The organism is Dyella sp. KRB-257, assembly GCF_049445995.1.
Classification (GTDB): domain Bacteria; phylum Pseudomonadota; class Gammaproteobacteria; order Xanthomonadales; family Rhodanobacteraceae; genus Dyella_A.
The window spans coordinates 11,859-27,904 of the sequence record NZ_JBMSDZ010000019.1; the positions used below are offsets into that span (position 1 = coordinate 11,859).

Genomic DNA, 16,046 nt, shown 5'->3' on the forward strand with positions numbered 1-16,046 from the left:
CTCCGGCAAAGTGCGCGGCATCCAGTGCCGCAGCCCGGCGCGGGTCTGCGCAGCACCGTCGCTAGAAGAAAAACCCCGCGTGGCGGGGCTTTTCTGTTGGTTGCTGCCGCCATCAGGCCGGCGTTGCAGCCGGCGTTACATCACGTTCGGCTCGCTGAACGCCTCGATCTCGCCCTTGAAGGCGTCGACCGGAATGCACGCGCACATGATGTTCTTGTCGCCGTACACGTTGTCCACGCGGGCGACCGGCGGCCAGTACTTCTGCAGCCTGAGGCCGGGCAGCGGGAAGGCGGCCAGCTCGCGCGGGTAGGCGTGGGTCCACTCGCTGCCCGACACCATGCCGGCGGTGTGCGGGGCGTGCTTGAGCGGGTTGTCGTCGCGGTCGAGCTTGCCCTGTTCCACGGCGCGGATCTCCTCGCGGATCTGGATCATCGCGTCGATGAAGCGGTCCAGCTCGTGCTGGCTCTCGCTCTCGGTCGGCTCGACCATCAGCGTGCCGGCCACCGGGAAGCTCAGCGTGGGCGCGTGGAAGCCGAAGTCGATCAGCCGCTTGGCCACGTCCTCGGCGCCGATGCCGGTGGCGTCCTTGAGCGGGCGCAGATCCAGGATGCACTCGTGCGCCACCAGGCCGTTGCGGCCGGTGTACAGCGTCTTGTAGTGCGGGGCCAGCCGCTTGGCGACGTAGTTGGCGTTGAGCAGGGCCACCTGGGTGGCGCGGCGCAGGCCTTCGGCGCCCATCATGGCGATGTACATCCAGCTGATCGGCAGGATCGAGGCGCTGCCGAAGGTGGCCGCGCTGACCATGCCCACCGCGCCGTCGGTGCCGAACGCCTTGGGCAGGAATGGCGCCAGGTGCGACTTCACCGCGCACGGACCGACGCCGGGGCCGCCGCCGCCGTGCGGGATGCAGAAGGTCTTGTGCAGGTTGAGGTGGCTGACGTCCGAGCCCCACTTGCCGGGCTTGGCCACGCCGACCAGCGCGTTCATGTTGGCGCCGTCGGTGTACACCTGGCCGCCGTGCGCGTGGATGATCTCGCAGATCTGCACGATCTCTTCCTCGAACACGCCGTGCGTGGACGGGTAGGTGACCATCAGCGCGGCCAGGCGGCTGGAGTACTTCTCGGCCTTGGCGCGCAGGTCGGCCACGTCGACGTTGCCGTTGGCGTCGCAGGCGGTGACCACCACGGTCATGCCGCACATCTGCGCGCTGGCCGGGTTGGTGCCGTGGGCGGACTCGGGAATCAGGCAGATGTCGCGATGGCCCTCGCCGCGCGAGCGGTGCCAGGCGCGGATCGCCAGCAGGCCCGCGTACTCGCCCTGCGCGCCGGAGTTCGGCTGCAGGCTCACCGCGTCGTAGCCGGTGCACTCCACCAGCATCGCTTCCAGCCCGTCGATCAACTCCTTGTAGCCCGCGGTCTGCTCGGCCGGCGCCAGCGGATGGATGTTGCCGAACTCGGGCCAGGTCACCGGGATCATCTCGGCGGTGGCGTTGAGCTTCATGGTGCACGAGCCCAGCGGGATCATCGTGCGATCCATCGCCAGATCCTTGTCGGCCAGCAGGCGCATGTAGCGCAGCAGCTCGTGTTCGCTGTGGTGCGTGTTGAACACCGGGTGGGTAAGGAAGTCGCTGCTGCGCACCAGCGCGGGCGGCAGCGCGTCGGCGGTGGCGGCATCGAGCGCGTCGATGCTGTCGATCTGCGCGCCGAACAGGCCGGCCAGCGCGATCACGTCAGCGCGGGTGGTGGTCTCGTCCAGGCTGATGCCGATGGCGGTGCCGTGGATCTGGCGCAGGTTGATGCCCAGCGCTTCGGCGCGTGCATGCACGGCGTCGGCATCCACCCCGGTGATGTGCAGCGTGTCGAAGAAGTGCCGGCCCACCTCGACGCCGGCGTTGCGCAGCGCCGCGGCGAGGATCGCGGTGAGTCGATGCGTGCGGCGCGCGATACGCTTGAGGCCGTCCGGACCATGGTAGACGGCGTACATCGAGGCCATCACCGCCAGCAGCACCTGCGCGGTGCAGATGTTCGAGGTGGCCTTCTCGCGGCGGATGTGCTGCTCGCGCGTCTGCAGGGTGAGGCGGTAGGCGGGCTTGCCCTCGGCATCGACCGAGACGCCGATCAGCCGACCCGGCATCGAACGCTTGAATACATCGCGGCAGGCCATGAAGGCGGCATGCGGGCCGCCGAAGCCGAATGGCACGCCGAAGCGCTGGCTGTTGCCGATCACGATGTCCGCACCCCATTCGCCCGGCGCCTTGAGCAGGGTGAGCGCCAGCAGGTCGGTGGCCACCGCCACCAGGCCGCCACGGGCGTGCACGGCGGCGGCGACGGCGGCGTAGTCGTGGATCTGGCCAAAGGTATCCGGGTACTGCAGCAGCACGCCGAAGCCGTCGACGGTGGCGGCCTGGGCATCGTCGCCGATCCGCAGCTCGATGCCCATCGCCTCGGCGCGGGTATGCAGTACTTCCAGCGTCTGCGGGTGCACGCCGCGGGACACGAAGAACAGGTTGCTCTTGCTCTTGCACGAGCGCCTGGCCAGCATCATCGCCTCGGCCGCGGCGGTGGCCTCGTCCAGCAGCGAGGCGTTGGCGATGTCCATGGCGGTGAGGTCGGCCACCATCGTCTGGAAGTTGATCAGCGCCTCCATGCGGCCCTGCGAGATCTCCGCCTGATACGGCGTGTAGGCGGTGTACCAGGCGGGGTTTTCCAGGATGTTGCGCAGGATGACGTTCGGCGTATGGGTGCCGTAGTAGCCTTGGCCGATGAAGCTCTTGAAGACGGTGTTCTTCGAGGCGATCGCGCGGATCTTCGCCAGCGCCTCCACCTCGGTCAGCGGCGCGGGCAGCGCCAGCGCGGTGGCGGACTTGATCGAGGCGGGCACGATCGCGTCGGTCATCGCTTCCAGCGAGGGCTGGCCGATGGCATCGAGCATGTGGGCGATCTCGGCGTCGTTCGGGCCGATGTGGCGCTCGATGAACGCACCGTGGTGCTCGAGCTCGCGCAGCGAGGGAGAGGAGGACTGGCTCATGGTGGGGGCATCCGGGAATACACGTGCCGTGCCGCACGCGGGGCGCCCCTCTGTCCTTTTGCCTGAGAGTTTGGAGGCGGGCGATTCACTGCCGCACCTGGTGCCCCTTCGGCGCCGGATTCAACCGGTCTCTCCAGAGTGTTTGCGCACGATGGTTTTTGGGCCTGAGCGATTACGGGCGTTGCGCCTTCGGCAGCGTTCGATCCGGTGAGGAGCCGAACGCTTCTCCCATCGTGCGTTTACCGCGCGGATTATACAGGCCGGCGCGCCGCTGTCTGGCCGGGCCGATTCAGGCGGCGGGTGGCTGGATGCGCCGTCGTGTCGCGGCATCTACCATGCCGACTCCGATCCACGGAGCGCGCCTGAGCGTGGCCGGCTACGACGAGGCGGCGATCGTGGCGCACCTGCACGCGCACGGCGTGCGGGTGGGCGGCATCGGCTCGCGCTACGGCGCACGCGGCGAGGGGCCGTCGATCTACTGCTTCGATCCCGAGGGCAACATGATCGAGCTCAAGGGACCGCCGCACGCGGGCTGAGGCATGGCACTTCCCGCACGGCGAGCATGAACCGCGGAAACGACGAAGCCCGCATCGCTGCGGGCTTCGGTCTACAATTGGTGCCCAGGAGAGGACTCGAACCTCCACGGTTTTACCCGCTAGTACCTGAAACTAGTGCGTCTACCAATTCCGCCACCTGGGCAGGTGGTCCGCGCGGGCTTTCGGCCAGCGCGAGCCGCGTAGAGTAGGCACCTCCCCAAGGGTTGTCAACTATCCTGTCACGGAATCTTCCCCGCGCCGATCGCTCTCCGCATCGCGCTCTCAACAAGGCAACTGAGTGACCAGAAAAAAATCCAACCGCGCCGACAAGGGCACCGCACCGTCGCACCCGCAGGACGAGTCGCCCCCCCAGACCGGCGCGCGCAAGCCGCGCTCCAGCGGCGGCGCGCCGCGCAAGGGCACCGGCGCGATCCGTGACCCGCAGGCCGAGCGCGAGGCGCAGCGCTACGAGCGCCCGATCCCCAGCCGCGAGGCGATCCTCGCCCTGCTGGAGGACCGCGGCGAATGGCTCAGCGAGGCGCGCATCGCCGAAGCGCTGAAGCTGGACGACGAGACCGACCTGCAGGCCATGCGCAAGCGCCTCGGTGCGATGGTGCGCGACGGCCAGCTGCTGCAGGGCCGCCGCGGCGACTACGCCCCGGCACAGAAGCTCGACCTGATCCCCGGTTCGGTGATCGCCAACGTCGAGGGCTACGGCTTCCTGCGCCCGGACGAAGGCGGCGACGATCTCTACCTCTCACCGCAGCAGATGCGCACCGTGATGCACGGCGACCGCGTGCTGGCCAGCGTGGTCGGGCTCGACCGCCGCGGCCGCCGCCAGGGCGCCATCGTCGAGGTGCTGCAGCGGCGCTCGCCGCGGCTGGTGGGACGCGTGGTGGTGGAGAACGGCGTCACCGTGGTGGCGCCGGACGATCGCCGCCTGCACCAGGACATCCTGATTCCGCCCGGCCAGGAGCAGGGCGTCACCACCGGCCAGATCGTGGTGGTGGAAATCACCGATCCGCCCAGCCAGCACCGCGGTCCGCTGGGTGCGATCCGCGCGGTGCTTGGCGAACGCCTGCAGCCCTCGCTGCTGGTGGAAATGGCCATCGCCAGCTACGACCTGCCGCGCGAATGGTCGCCGGAAGTGCTGCGCGACGCCGCCCAGGTGGAGCCGCAGGTCACCGCGGCCGAGCGCGAGGGTCGGGTCGACCTGCGCCAGCTGCCGCTGGTCACCATCGACGGCGCCGACGCGCGCGACTTCGACGACGCCGTGTATGCCGAACCGCGCCGCGGCGGCGGCTGGCGGTTGATCGTGGCGATCGCCGACGTGTCGCACTACGTGCGCGTCGGCAGCGCGCTGGACAAGGAAGCGGTGGAGCGCAGCACCTCCACCTATTTTCCCGGCTTCGTGGTGCCGATGCTGCCGGAGACGCTGTCCAACGGTATCTGTTCGCTCAATCCGAAGGTGGAGCGGCTGTGCATGGTGTGCGACATGCAGATCGATGCCAGCGGCGAGGTGACCAGGTCGAAGTTCTACGACGCGGTGATGCGCTCGCACGCGCGCCTCACCTACGACAAGGTGTGGCAGGTGGTGGGCCTCAACGACCCCGATGCGCGCCAGGAAGTGTCCGACGTGCTGCCGCAGCTGGAACACCTGCATGCGCTGTACCAGGCGATGGCGCAGCAGCGCCAGCGCCGTGGCGCGATCGACTTCGAGACGCCGGAGGTGAAGTTCCGCCTCGACCAGCGCGGCGAAGTGGAGTCGATGGGCGCCACCGAGCGCAACGACGCGCACAAGCTGATCGAGGAATGCATGATCGCGGCCAACGTGCAGGCCGCGCTGTTCCTGGAAAAGAAGAAGATCCCCGCGCTGTTCCGCGCGCACGAGCCGCCGCCGGCGGAGAAGTACGAAGACCTGCAGCAGTTCCTGCGCGAGTTCAAGCTGAGCATGCCGCCGATTGGTGAAGTGACCCCGGCGGACTTCTCCGAAGTGCTGCGGATGGTGCGCGAGCGCCCCGAGCGCGAGCTGATCCAGTCGGTGCTGCTGCGTTCGCAGAGCATGGCGGCGTACCAGCCGGAGAACCGCGGTCACTTCGGTCTGGCGCTGAGCGCCTACGCGCACTTCACCTCGCCGATCCGCCGCTATCCCGACCTGCTGGTGCACCGCGCGATCCGCTACGCGCTGACCGGCGGCAAGCCGGAGAAGTACAGCTACACGCCCACCGAGATGGGCTCGCTCGCCGTGCACTGCTCGCAGCGCGAGCGTCGGGCGGAAGAGGCCGAGCGCGACGTCGACGAGCGCTTCAAGTGCGCCTGGATGAGCAAGCACGTGGGCAGCGAGTTCGACGGCGTGGTCACCGGCGTGACCTCGTTCGGGCTGTTCGTCGAGCTGGACGATTCGAAGGTATCGGGCCTGGTGCACATCAGCCAGCTGGCCAACGACTACTACCACTTCGATCCGCAGCGCAAGCTGCTCAAGGGCGAGAAATCCGGCGAGCAGTTCCGTCTGGGCGACCACGTGCGCGTGCAGGTGCTGCGCGCCAGCCTGGAGGATCGCAAGATCGACTTCCGGCTGGTGCCGCAGAAAAAGAAGGGCGTGCCGCCGCCGCGCACCGCCAAGGCCTACGACTACTCCGCCGGCGGCGAGCGCTACTCGCTGCCCAAGGCGTCCAGGCCGGCAGTGGAGGCGCAGAAGGCGCCGGGGATGTTCGGCCGCGCGGCCAAGGCGATCGGTCGGGCGTTCGGGCGCCGCGATGCGCCGCTGCCGGTGGCCGCGCCGGCAAGCGATAATCCGCCGCCGCGTTCGCACGCGCCGGCTGCGGAGCCCGCGTCGCGCAAGCGTCGTGGCCCGTCGCCGCAGGCAGCACGCAGCCAGGGCGCGCCGCGCAAGGGCGGTTCCGGCAAGTCGTCCTCGGGCGGACGCCGCGCCGAGGGCGACACGGCGGCGCCGGCGTCGTCCGGTGGCGGTCGCCGGCGCGGCGGTCGTTCCCAGAAACCCAAAGGCAAGTCATGAGTGAGAGCTGGATCGTCGGAATCAACCCGGTCGAAGGTGCGTTGAGCAACGACGCCGAGCGCGTGCGCGAACTGCTGATTGAACAGGGCCAGCGCAATGCGCGCGTGCAGGCGCTGGCCGAGCAGGCCAGGGCGCTGAAGATTCCGGTGCACCATCGCCCCCGCGACCAGTTGGACAAGCTGGCCGGCGAGGCGCGCCATCAGGGTGTGGTCGCCCTGTACGAGCCGCCGCCGATGGCGCACGAGGGCGACCTGGCCAAGCTGATGGAGCGCGATGGCGCCAGCACGCTGATCCTGGTGCTCGACGGCGTGACCGATCCGCACAACCTCGGCGCCTGCCTGCGCAGCGCGGCGGCGGCGGGCGTGACGGCGGTGATCGTGCCGAAGGATCGTGCGGCGGGCCTGACTCCGGTGGTGCGCCGCGCCTCGGCCGGCGGTGCCGATCGCGTGCCGCTGATCGCGGTGACCAACCTGGCCCGCACGCTGCGCGAGCTGAAGGACGCCGGCGTGTGGATCACCGGTCTGGTCGGCGATACCGACACCTCGATCTACGGCGTGGACTTCAAGGGGCCGGTGGCGCTGGTGCTGGGCAGCGAGGGAGAGGGCATGCGCCGGCTCACCCGCGAGCTGTGCGATTTCGTGGCGAAGATCCCGATGCCGGGCACGATGGAGAGCCTCAACGTCTCCGTCGCCACCGGCGTGGTGCTGTTCGAGGCCTTGCGGCAGCGGAGTGCGAAGCGATGACCGTCCATGCGCGGATGGACGGCTGACGTAGGAGCGCACCCTGTGCGCGAAGGCTCTTGGCTTTGTTGCGGCATCGATCGCCCACAGGGTGGGCTCCTACTCGCCGAGCTTGCCCAGCTCCGGGCTGGAGGTGAAGTCGCGCTTGGTGCGCTGCTTGTCCAGTGGCTCGCCGTGCACCTGGAACCACACGTTCTCGGCGATGTTGGTGGCGTGGTCGCCAATGCGCTCGATGTTCTTGGCCATGAACAGCAGGTGCGTGCACGGCGTGATGTTGCGCGGGTCTTCCATCATGTAGGTGAGCAGCTGGCGGAAGAAGCCGGTGTAGGCCTCGTCCAGTTCGGCGTCGCTCTTCCACGCCTGGTAGGCGCGCTCGGCGTCCTGGTCGCGGTAGGCCACCAGCACCTCGCGCACCTCGGCGGCGGCGAGCCTGGCCAGGTAGCCCAGGCCCTTGGTCGGCGTGACCGGCGCCACCATCGACAGCGGGATCGAGCGCTTGGCGACGTTGGCGGCATAGTCGCCGATGCGCTCGATGTCGGCGGCGATGCGCAGCGCGGCGAACACATTGCGCAGGTCGCCGGCCATCGGCGCGCGCAGCGCCAGCAGGCGCACCACGTCGTGGCTGATTTCCTGCTCCAGCTGGTCGATCGCGTCGTCGTTGGCGACCACGCGCTGGGCGGCACGCTCGTCGCGACGGTCGACCACGTCGATCGCCGCCTCCAGCTGGGTGACCGACAGCTCGCCCATGCGCACGATTTCGCCGGTGAGGCGGGCTAGTTCGCTGTCGTAGCTCTTGATGATGTGTTCGTTGGTCATGGGAACCTCTGATACCTACTGCGGACGGGGCTGACGCCATGCTGATGATTGGATTCTTGCCTCGACATCATTCCCGCGAAAGCGGGAATCCATTTGCTTGCTCTTGTCGAAGGTCAAAATGGGTTCCCGCTTTCGCGGGAATGACGTGCGGCGGCTTCTAGCCGAACCGGCCGGTGATGTAGTCCTCGGTCTGCTTCTTGCCCGGCTTGGTGAAGATCCGCTCGGTGCCGTCGTATTCGATCAGCTCGCCCAGGTACATGAAGGCGGTCTGGTCCGAGCAGCGCGCCGCCTGCTGCATGTTGTGCGTCACGATGACGATGGTGAACTGGTTCTTGAGTTCTTCCACCAGCTGCTCGATGCGGCCGGTGGCGATCGGGTCCAGTGCCGAGGTCGGCTCGTCCAGCAGCAGCACTTCGGGCTTGAGCGCGATCGCGCGGGCAATGCACAGGCGCTGCTGCTGGCCGCCGGAGAGGCCCAGCGCGTTCTGCTTGAGCTTGTCCTTCACCTCGTCCCACAGCGCGGCGTCGCGCAGGGCTTTCTCCACCCGCAGCTCCATGTCGGCGCGCGCGAGCTTCTCGTGGTGGCGGATGCCGTAGGCGACGTTCTCGAAGATCGTCATCGGGAACGGCACCGGCTTCTGGAACACCATGCCGACCTTGCTGCGCAGGCGGTTCATCGAATAGCCGGGGGCGAGCACGTTCTCGCCGTCCAGGATCACTTCGCCGCGCGCTTCCAGCTTCGGATAGATCGCGTAGATGCGGTTGAAGACGCGCAGCAGCGTGGACTTGCCGCAGCCGGACGGGCCGATGATGGCGGTGACCTTCTTCTCCGGAATCGCCATGCTGATGCCTTTCAGCGCATGGAAACCGTTGTAGTAGAAGTGCAGGTCGTTGACCTGGATCTTGGTCGGCACGTCGGCGGCGTGGCTGGCCGCGGGCTGCGGATGGAGGCCGGCGGCGGACTCAGTCATGGGACACCTTGTTGCGGGAAAGGACCAGGCGCGAAGCCAGGCTCAGCAGGAGGACGAACATCGTCACCACGAAGGCGCCGGCCCAGGCCAGCGCATGCATCGCCTCGCCGGGGTCGTTCGCGTACTGGTAGATGATTTGCGGCAGGCTGGCCATCTTGTTCATCGGATTGACCACCATGAAGTTGTTGCCGAATGCGGTGAACAGCAGCGGCGCGGTTTCGCCGCTGATGCGCGCCAGCGCCAGCAGCACGCCGGTGATGATGCCGGAGCGTGCGGCGCGAATCAGGATTTGCAGCGTGAGCTTCCACTGCGGCACACCCAGTGACAGCGCGGCCTCGCGCAGGGTAGAGGGCACCAGGCGCAGCATTTCGTCGGTGGTGCGCACGATTACCGGCAGCGCGATCAGCGCCAGCGCCACACCGCCGGCGAAGCCGGAGAAGGTGGTGTTGCCGTCGGTCAGGGCGGTGCTCGGCAGCACCACGATGGTGTAGACGAACAGGCCCATCACGATCGACGGCGCCGACAGCAGGATGTCGTTGAGGAAGCGGATCGTCTCCCCCAGCTTGGTGCGGTTGGCGTATTCGGCCAGCCAGGCACCGGCCAGCACGCCGATCGGTGTGGCGATGGCGATGCCGATCAGGTCGATGATCAGGCTGCCGACCATCGCATTGGCCAGGCCGCCATCGGCGCCGTAGGCGGTGATCCTGGTGAACAGGTGAAAGTTCAACGCACTGATGCCCCGGCGCAGGGTCTCCCACAGGATCCAGGCCAGGAAGCCCAGCCCGACCAGCGTGGCCAGCACGCTCAGCGACAGCGCGATCCAGTTGGTGATGCGGCGGCGAAGGTGCAGCGCGCTCATCAGACGCCCTCCCGCTTCTTGAGCTGGGCGAGCATCAGTCGCGCGATCAGCAGCACGACGAAGGTCACCACGAACAGCAGGAAGGCCAGCGCCATCAGCGTGGATTTCTGCAGGCCGGCCGCCTCGCTGAACTGGTTGGCGATGGTCGAGGCGATCGACGCGCCCGGATCGAGCAGCGAGGGCGACAGATCCATCGCATTGCCGAGCACGAAGGTCACCGCCATCGTCTCGCCCAGCGCGCGGCCGAGGCCGAGGAAGATGCCGCCGATCACCGCCGAGCGGGTGTACGGCAGCACGATGTCCCAGGACACCTCCCAGGTGCTGGAGCCCAGCGCGTAGGCCGACTCCTTCAGGCGCGTGGGCACGGTCTGGAACACCTCGCGCATCACCGAGGAGATGAACGGGATGATCATGATCGCCAGCACGATGCCGGCGGTCAGCACGCTGGCGCCGAACGGATAGCTGGAGGCGAACAGCTTGCCGATGAACGGCACGTGCTCGGCCACCCACGAGACCTTGCCGTCATCCGGGCTGTTGCCCAGGTAGCTGGTGAGGAAGGGCTTGATGTGTTCGCTGAAGAACGGCGCGAAGATGAACAGCCCCCACATGCCGTAGATGATCGAGGGAATGCCAGCGAGCAGTTCGATGGCCGAGGACACCGGCGTGCGCAGCCAGGGCGGCGCCACTTCGGAGAGGTACAGCGCGATGCCGAAGCTGATCGGTACGGCGATGACCAGGGCGATCAGCGAGGTGGCGATGGTGCCGTAGACCGGCACCAGCGCGCCGTAGGTATCGCTGCCAGGATCCCATGCCGGGCTGACAAGAAAATGCCAGCCGAAGGTGCCGAACGCGTGACGCCCACCCCACAGCGTGGCCCCGGCGGCACCCACCAGCGAGGCCAGCACCAGCAGCGCACAGGCCATGAGCAGCCAGCGGAAGTAGCGGTCGTGTCGGGCGTCACGGCGGCTGCGCGGGTCCTCGGCATCGCGGGTCGCCAGGGCGTCGGGCGGGCTGGACATGGAGGGCTGATCCTTTCGGGTTCAAGCGCGCAGCATACCGGCGCCTTCAATGGAAAGCCGCCCCTGGAACACCGGGGCGGCTGATGGGTCGGCATCCCGCCGGTGGTGGCGGTGCGTCCACACCGCCACCTGTCGGATGGATCGCTATCTTACTTCTGGAAGTCCGACGCCCAGTAGGCCTCGATCTGCTTGACCAGCGACGGCGGCAGCGGCACGTAGTCGAGCGAGGCCGCCTGCGGCTGGCCGTTCTCGAAGGACCACTTGAAGAAGTCGAAGGCCACCTTGGTGTGCTCGGCGTTCTTCGGCTTCTTGTACATGATCGCCCAGGTGGTGGCGGTGATCGGCCACGCGGTCTTGCCCGGGGCGTTGGTCATGATCAGGTTGAAGTCCTTGGCATGGGCCCAGTCGGCGGTGGCCGCGGCAGCCGCGAAGGCGTCAGCGTTCGGCTTGATGACCTGGCCGGCGGCGTTCTTCATGTCCACCCAGCTGATCTTGTTCTGCACCGCGTAGGCGTACTCGACGAAGCCGATCGCACCCTTGATCTGGCGCACGTACTGCGAGACGCCCTCGTTGCCCTTGCCGCCCACGCCGGTCGGCCAATCCACGGCGGTGCCGAACTTCACCTTGGCCGCCCATGCCGGGCTGACCTTGGTCAGGTAGTTGGTGAAGTTGTAGGTGGTGCCCGAGCCGTCCGAACGGTGCACGACGGTGATCTTGCCGGCCGGGATGTTCACGCCGGCATTGAGCGCGGCGATCCTCGGGTCGTTCCAGTTGGTGATCTTGCCCATGAAGATCTCGGCCAGCGTGGCGCCGTCGAGCTTGATCTGGTCGGACTGGATGCCGGCGATGTTGACCACTGGCACGATGCCGCCCACGACCAGCGGGAACTGGCCCAGGCCGAACTTGTTGAGGTCTTCCGAGCTCAGCGGAGCGTCGGAGGCGCCGAAGTCGATGGTGCCGGCCTTGATCTGCGCGATGCCCGCGCCCGAGCCGACCGACTGGTAGTTGAGCTGGTTGCCGGTCTTCTCGGCATAGGCGGCGGACCACTTGGTCAGCACCGGGTAGACGAAGCTGGAACCGGCGCCGGTGATGTCGGTGGCCTGGGCGGCCATGCTCATCAGCGAGGCCGCGGCGATCACGGCGATGCGGGATTTGGTTGAGGTCAACACGGTAGCTCCTTGGGGAGGAAGGTCACGGGACGGGGCCCGTCCTGCCGCCATTAGAGGGAGGGTGTGTTGCAATGAAATGTGATGAATGTTGCAGCCGTGTGACAGGCGGCCACGCCGGCATCACAGCACGTCGGCATCACAGCACGCCCAGGCCGATGTGCTCGCGCTCGAAGGTTTCCAGCCGGCGCCAGCGGTTGACGATGCCGCAGAACAGCTCGGCCGTGCGCTCGGCATCGTAGATGGCCGAGTGGGCCTCGCGCGAGTCGAAGCGCTGCCCGGCGGCGAGCACGGCCTTGCTCAGCACGGTCTGGCCGTAGGCCAGGCCACTGAGCGTGGCGGTGTCGAAGCAGCTGAAGGGGTGGAACGGGTTGCGCTTGTGGCCGGTGCGGCGCACCGCGGCGTTGAGGAAGCCCAGGTCGAAGGCGGCGTTGTGGCCTACCAGCACCGCGCGCTGGCAATGATGGTGGCGCATGGCCAGCCGCACCTCGTTGAACACGTGGTCCAGCGCCATCCGCTCGCTCAGCGCGCCGCGCAGCGGGTTGTCCGGATCGATGCCGGTGATCTCCAGCGCGCGCGGATCGAGGTTGGCGCCGGGGAAGGGCTCCACGTGGGCCGACACCGCCGGCTGCGGATGCAGGTAGCCCTCGCCGTCCATGTTCAGGGTGACCGCGGCGATCTCCAGCAGGGCATCGCGCTCGGCGTCGAAGCCGCCGGTTTCCACGTCCACCACCACGGGAAGAAAGCCGCGGAAGCGGTCGGCCATGCGGCTGGCCAGGCTCTTGTTGAGGTCGTCCATCCGCGAAGCATATCAGCGCCGCCGGCCGCGACTGCCGGCGCGCAAAGGTGACCGATCACGGCCGCTGACTCCGTTTTGTCATATTTCGTCAACATGGCTGCAAAGGGATGCCTGCAAACTTTTAACGTCCTGCTTCGCCGACCACGGATTTCAAAGGGGCGCGGTCGAGGTGACGTTATCCATCCAGCGGAGATTTCCCATGCGTTCCAAGTTGCTCGTGGTAGCGATTGCTGCCGGTCTCGGGTTCAGCAGCCTCGTGTCGGCTGCGCCGGCCACCCAGACCACCAAGGCTTCGGCCACCTCGGCCACCACCAATGCCGAAATCGAGATGCTGAAGGCCCAGCTGGCCGCCATGCAGTCCAAGCTCAATGAGCTGGAGCAGCGTGCTGACGCCCAGTCGGAGATCAACGTCAACACCGGTCAGGCGATCGAGAAGGTGCAGGCGTCGGCCACCAGCGACAAGAAGCTGGCCAAGCTCGAGAAGCTGGTGAACGACACCACGCTCGGTGGCAAGATGTATTTCGATTTCTCGAACATCAGCCAGAAGAACAGCGATACCGGCAAGACCAACGCCACCGGCACAGGCCTGGACGTGAAGCGCTTCTACCTGTCGGTCACCCACAAGTTCGATGACATGTGGTCGGCCAACCTGACCACCGACTTCAACTACGCCAGCGCCATCGGCCAGACCAGCCTGTTCGTCAAGAAGGTCTACGTGGAAGGCAGCTTCGACCCGGCCCTCAAGCTGCGCATCGGTTCCGCCGACATGCCGTGGATCCCGTACGTCGAGAACGTGTACGGCTATCGTTACGTCGAAAATACGCTGACCGACCGCCTGCACTACGCCAACTCGGCCGACTGGGGTCTGCACGCGATGGGTGACCTCGGCGGCAAGACGGTCAACTACGCGGTGTCCGTGGTCAACGGCAACGGCTACAAGAACCCGAGCCGCTCCAAGGGCGTGGACGTCGAGGCCCGCGTCGGCTTCGTGCCGTTCGAGCACGCCGTCATCGCGATCGGTGGCTACACCGGCAACCGCGGCAAGGATCTGCAGAACTTCTCGGCCACCCACACCGCCTCGCGTGCCGACCTGCTGCTGGCCTACGCCGACAAGAACTACCGCTTCGGCGCCGAGTACTTCACGGCCAAGAACTGGAACAACGTAACCGCGATCTCCACCGACAAGGCCGACGGCTACTCGGTGTGGGGTAGCGTGGCAGTGGCCGACGGGGTGTCCGTGTTCGCCCGCTACGACAGCGCCAAACTGAGCAAGACGCTCGACCCGCAGGCGAAGAACACCTACTACAACGCCGGTGTGCAGTTCGACATCACCAAGGGCTTCCAGCTGGCCGCGGTGTACAAGCACGAGAAGGGCGAGAGGTCGGTGGGTGCCCCGCTGCCCCCGCACGTGCAAAACGTGAAAACCGACGAAGTGGGCATCTTCGGCCAGGTGGCGTTCTAAAAACTGTCATGCGACACCGGCATGATGCCGGTGTCGCATCCCGGTTATCGGAAGGGAGTTCGACCCAGGGACGGAAAACGGCGGGCAGCAGCCCGCCGTTTGCTTTTTGTGGTGCGCCCGGCAGGGCGCACCTGCTGTTTCCGGCGAATCGGGAAGCCGCGCGACCGTCGCGACTGAAGTCGTTCCCACTTTGGAATGGGGGGCGAAGATCTGTGGGATGGATGGGCTTCGGCCCCGGCACTCCCTTTTGAAATTGCGGGGGCGGGGCGGATCTGTGGGAGGGGCTTCGGCCTCGACGGCTCAGGACGCTGGACCGCGCGGCACCGGCGCCAAACGCACGCACGCCGCGATGCGTGCCAGCCCCATCAGGGCGGCGTCTTGTCCTTGTAGCGGCACAGGTCGCGGATCGCGCAGTGCGGGCAATCCGGCTTGCGCGCCTTGCACACGTAGCGGCCGTGCAGGATCAGCCAGTGGTGGGCGTCGCGCTTGAACTCGGCCGGCACCACCTTCTCCAGCTTCGCCTCCACCGCGCGCACGTCCTTGCCGGGCGCCAGGCCGGTGCGGTTGGCCACGCGGAAGATGTGCGTGTCCACCGCGATGGTCGGCTCGCCGAAGGCGGTGTTGAGCACCACGTTGGCGGTCTTTCGGCCGACGCCGGGCAGCGCCTCCAGCGCCTCGCGCTCGCGCGGAACTTCGCCGCCGTGCCGCTCGATCAGTTGCCGGCACAGTGCGATGACGTTCTTCGCCTTGGTGTTGAACAGGCCGATGGTGCTGATGTAGCCCTTGAGCCCCTCTTCGCCCAGCGCCAGGATCGCCGCGGGCGTGTTGGCCACCGGGTAGAGCCGGCGCGTGGCCTTGTTCACGCCCACGTCGGTGGCCTGGGCGGAGAGCACCACGGCAATGAGCAGCTCGAACGGCGTGGTGTAGGCCAGCTCGGTGGTCGGCCTGGGGTTCAGCTCGCGCAGGCGGGTGAACAGCTCCACGACATCGGTGCGCTTCATTCGGGGCTTCCCTGTTTCCTCGCCCTGGCCCGCGCCAGCGCGGCCAGCACGGGGTTGCCCGGGGTGGCCGCGGCATCCACTGCCGCCTTGCGTGCGGCGATCTCGGCCTCCTGCGCTGCGCGCTCGCGCGCCAGCCGTGCCTCACGGCGCTGGAAATGCGCTCGCGCCGCATCGGTGCGGGCGGGATCGTCCACCCAGGCCGGCGGCATCGGTTCGAGCACGATGCAATCCACGGGGCAGGCCGGCACGCACAGTTCGCAGCCGGTGCAGTCGTCGATCAGCACGGTGTGCATCAGCTTGGCCGCGCCGACGATGGCATCGACCGGGCACACCTGGATGCACTTGGTGCAGCCGATGCAGTCGGCCTCGACGATGCGTGCCAGCGTGCGCGGCTTTTCCACGCCGTGGTCGGGATCGAGCGCGAGTATCGGCTGATCGAGCAAGGCGGCGAGCCTGGCGATGCCGGCGGCGCCGCCCGGTGGGCAGCGGTTGATCGGTGCCTCGCCGCGCGCGATCGCCTCGGCGTACGGACGGCAGCCGTGGAAGCCGCACTGCTCGCACTGGGTCTGCGGCAGGATTGCGTCGATGCGGGTGGCGAGAGTGTCGATCGGTTCGCTCATGTGTGGTGGGCGGTC

At 67.6% G+C, this 16,046-nt stretch carries 13 protein-coding genes, 1 tRNA gene and 1 riboswitch; of the genes, 4 read left to right on the forward strand and 10 right to left on the reverse strand.

What is annotated here, in order from left to right:
• Positions 1 to 135 precede the first annotated feature (135 nt).
• The gene (gene gcvP / locus ACO2Q2_RS13695) at positions 136 to 3,027 is read right to left on the reverse strand and encodes an aminomethyl-transferring glycine dehydrogenase (protein ID WP_423256343.1); all 2,892 of its coding nucleotides are present in this window, start codon (positions 3,025 to 3,027) and stop codon (positions 136 to 138) included.
• A gap of 40 nt (positions 3,028 to 3,067) precedes the next feature.
• A riboswitch (glycine riboswitch) is annotated at positions 3,068 to 3,174 on the reverse strand.
• A 188-nt stretch (positions 3,175 to 3,362) separates the two neighbouring features.
• Here gcvP and ACO2Q2_RS13700 point away from each other — a divergent pair.
• Positions 3,363 to 3,563: a hypothetical protein gene (locus ACO2Q2_RS13700; RefSeq protein ID WP_423256344.1), complete on the forward strand. Its 201-nt coding sequence runs from the start codon at positions 3,363 to 3,365 to the stop codon at positions 3,561 to 3,563.
• Between the two features lie 78 nt (positions 3,564 to 3,641).
• On the opposite strand, the gene ACO2Q2_RS13705 is transcribed toward ACO2Q2_RS13700, so the two are convergent.
• Positions 3,642 to 3,726 (reverse strand) — tRNA-Leu (locus ACO2Q2_RS13705).
• A 135-nt stretch (positions 3,727 to 3,861) separates the two neighbouring features.
• On the opposite strand from ACO2Q2_RS13705, the gene rnr reads away from it, so the two are divergent.
• Together rnr and rlmB are read left to right on the forward strand one after the other, a co-directional pair.
• Complete coding sequence (gene rnr, locus ACO2Q2_RS13710) at positions 3,862 to 6,579, forward strand: ribonuclease R (RefSeq protein ID WP_423256345.1); 2,718 nt, start codon at positions 3,862 to 3,864, stop codon at positions 6,577 to 6,579.
• Positions 6,576 to 7,322 (forward strand): 23S rRNA (guanosine(2251)-2'-O)-methyltransferase RlmB, encoded by a 747-nt coding sequence (gene rlmB, locus ACO2Q2_RS13715; protein WP_423256346.1) that lies wholly within the window; start codon positions 6,576 to 6,578, stop codon positions 7,320 to 7,322. Before rnr ends, rlmB begins: the two co-directional genes overlap by 4 nt.
• Positions 7,323 to 7,418: 96 nt before the next feature.
• Here rlmB and phoU read toward each other — a convergent pair whose 3' ends face one another.
• The 6 genes from phoU to rnt form a co-directional block, all read right to left on the reverse strand.
• Positions 7,419 to 8,135, reverse strand: a complete 717-nt coding sequence (gene phoU, locus ACO2Q2_RS13720; RefSeq protein ID WP_423256347.1) for a phosphate signaling complex protein PhoU — start codon at positions 8,133 to 8,135, stop codon at positions 7,419 to 7,421.
• Between the two features lie 157 nt (positions 8,136 to 8,292).
• Positions 8,293 to 9,105, reverse strand: coding sequence for a phosphate ABC transporter ATP-binding protein PstB (gene pstB / locus ACO2Q2_RS13725; protein ID WP_423256348.1), 813 nt, complete (start codon positions 9,103 to 9,105; stop codon positions 8,293 to 8,295).
• Positions 9,098 to 9,964, reverse strand: a complete 867-nt coding sequence (gene pstA, locus ACO2Q2_RS13730; protein WP_423256349.1) for a phosphate ABC transporter permease PstA — start codon at positions 9,962 to 9,964, stop codon at positions 9,098 to 9,100. The genes pstB and pstA overlap by 8 nt, the downstream gene beginning before the upstream one ends.
• A complete protein-coding gene (gene pstC / locus ACO2Q2_RS13735; protein ID WP_423256350.1) occupies positions 9,964 to 10,983 on the reverse strand; it encodes a phosphate ABC transporter permease subunit PstC in 1,020 nt (339 codons plus the stop codon). Before pstC ends, pstA begins: the two co-directional genes overlap by 1 nt.
• A 149-nt stretch (positions 10,984 to 11,132) precedes the next feature.
• Positions 11,133 to 12,203: a phosphate ABC transporter substrate-binding protein PstS gene (pstS, locus tag ACO2Q2_RS13740; RefSeq protein WP_423256351.1), complete on the reverse strand. Its 1,071-nt coding sequence runs from the start codon at positions 12,201 to 12,203 to the stop codon at positions 11,133 to 11,135.
• 85 nt (positions 12,204 to 12,288) lie between these two features.
• Positions 12,289 to 12,948 carry a ribonuclease T gene (rnt, locus tag ACO2Q2_RS13745; protein WP_423256352.1) on the reverse strand — a complete coding sequence of 220 codons (660 nt, stop codon included), beginning with the start codon at positions 12,946 to 12,948 and terminating at the stop codon, positions 12,289 to 12,291.
• Between the two features lie 199 nt (positions 12,949 to 13,147).
• Between rnt and ACO2Q2_RS13750 the strand changes: the two genes are divergently transcribed.
• On the forward strand, positions 13,148 to 14,410 hold the full coding sequence (locus ACO2Q2_RS13750; RefSeq protein ID WP_423256353.1) for a porin: 1,263 nt from the start codon (positions 13,148 to 13,150) through the stop codon (positions 14,408 to 14,410).
• A 365-nt stretch (positions 14,411 to 14,775) separates the two neighbouring features.
• On the opposite strand, the gene nth is transcribed toward ACO2Q2_RS13750, so the two are convergent.
• Positions 14,776 to 15,411: an endonuclease III gene (gene nth / locus ACO2Q2_RS13755; RefSeq protein ID WP_423256354.1), complete on the reverse strand. Its 636-nt coding sequence runs from the start codon at positions 15,409 to 15,411 to the stop codon at positions 14,776 to 14,778.
• Positions 15,408 to 16,031: an RnfABCDGE type electron transport complex subunit B gene (locus tag ACO2Q2_RS13760; protein ID WP_423256355.1), complete on the reverse strand. Its 624-nt coding sequence runs from the start codon at positions 16,029 to 16,031 to the stop codon at positions 15,408 to 15,410. Before ACO2Q2_RS13760 ends, nth begins: the two co-directional genes overlap by 4 nt.
• Positions 16,032 to 16,046: the final 15 nt, after the last annotated feature.

What these genes read in the sequence shown, in the direction of transcription:
- rnt (WP_423256352.1), bottom strand. Translation starts at nt 12,948, where the DNA reads ATGGACGACCTCAACAAGAGCCTGGCCAGCCGCATGGCCGACCGCTTC.
- pstB (WP_423256348.1), bottom strand. Translation starts at nt 9,105, where the DNA reads ATGACTGAGTCCGCCGCCGGCCTCCATCCGCAGCCCGCGGCCAGCCAC.
- ACO2Q2_RS13700 (WP_423256344.1), top strand. Translation starts at nt 3,363, where the DNA reads ATGCCGACTCCGATCCACGGAGCGCGCCTGAGCGTGGCCGGCTACGAC.
- ACO2Q2_RS13760 (WP_423256355.1), bottom strand. Translation starts at nt 16,031, where the DNA reads ATGAGCGAACCGATCGACACTCTCGCCACCCGCATCGACGCAATCCTG.
- rlmB (WP_423256346.1), top strand. Translation starts at nt 6,576, where the DNA reads ATGAGTGAGAGCTGGATCGTCGGAATCAACCCGGTCGAAGGTGCGTTG.
- gcvP (WP_423256343.1), bottom strand. Translation starts at nt 3,027, where the DNA reads ATGAGCCAGTCCTCCTCTCCCTCGCTGCGCGAGCTCGAGCACCACGGT.
- pstS (WP_423256351.1), bottom strand. Translation starts at nt 12,203, where the DNA reads ATGGCGGCAGGACGGGCCCCGTCCCGTGACCTTCCTCCCCAAGGAGCT.
- pstA (WP_423256349.1), bottom strand. Translation starts at nt 9,964, where the DNA reads ATGAGCGCGCTGCACCTTCGCCGCCGCATCACCAACTGGATCGCGCTG.
- phoU (WP_423256347.1), bottom strand. Translation starts at nt 8,135, where the DNA reads ATGACCAACGAACACATCATCAAGAGCTACGACAGCGAACTAGCCCGC.
- pstC (WP_423256350.1), bottom strand. Translation starts at nt 10,983, where the DNA reads ATGTCCAGCCCGCCCGACGCCCTGGCGACCCGCGATGCCGAGGACCCG.
- nth (WP_423256354.1), bottom strand. Translation starts at nt 15,411, where the DNA reads ATGAAGCGCACCGATGTCGTGGAGCTGTTCACCCGCCTGCGCGAGCTG.
- ACO2Q2_RS13750 (WP_423256353.1), top strand. Translation starts at nt 13,148, where the DNA reads ATGCGTTCCAAGTTGCTCGTGGTAGCGATTGCTGCCGGTCTCGGGTTC.